The organism is Kineococcus indalonis (assembly GCF_009906395.1).
GTDB lineage: Bacteria > Actinomycetota > Actinomycetes > Actinomycetales > Kineococcaceae > Kineococcus > Kineococcus indalonis.
In genome coordinates this window covers 1-421 of sequence record NZ_JAAALM010001032.1, presented here as the reverse complement: position 1 = coordinate 421, position 421 = coordinate 1, and the positions used below count along the sequence as shown (strand labels likewise).

General features: G+C 79.3%; 1 protein-coding gene. It reads right to left on the bottom strand.

What is annotated here, in order from left to right:
- Positions 1-63: 63 nt before the first annotated feature.
- Positions 64-417 (bottom strand): phosphoribosyl-AMP cyclohydrolase, encoded by a 354-nt coding sequence (gene hisI, locus GTR00_RS22555; protein ID WP_166613682.1) that lies wholly within the window; start codon positions 415-417, stop codon positions 64-66.
- Positions 418-421 lie beyond the last annotated feature (4 nt).

Below are 421 nucleotides of genomic sequence, written 5' to 3'. Positions count from 1 at the left end.
GCACCGCGCCGCGCTCGCGCCCGGCGCGCGCCCCCGCGGCCGCCCGCGGGGCGGCGCCCCCGCTCACGCCGGGCCGCCGGCCACCGCGGGCAGCGGGTCGGCGACGAAGCAGGTGCGCTCCCCGGTGTGGCAGGCCGCGCCCACCTGGTCCACCTCCACGAGCAGCGCGTCGCCGTCGCAGTCCAGCGAGACGCGCTTGACCCACTGCACGTGCCCGGAGGTGTCGCCCTTGCGCCACAGGCTGCGCCGGCTGCGCGACCAGTAGGTGGCGCGCCCGGTGGCCAGGGTGTGCGCCAGGGCGGTGTCGTCCATCCACGCCACCATGAGCACCTCGCGGGTGTCGTGCTGCTGCACCACCGCGCACACCAGCCCGGCCGGGTCCCGCTTGAGGCGGGCCGCGACGGCGGGGTCCAGCACCGGC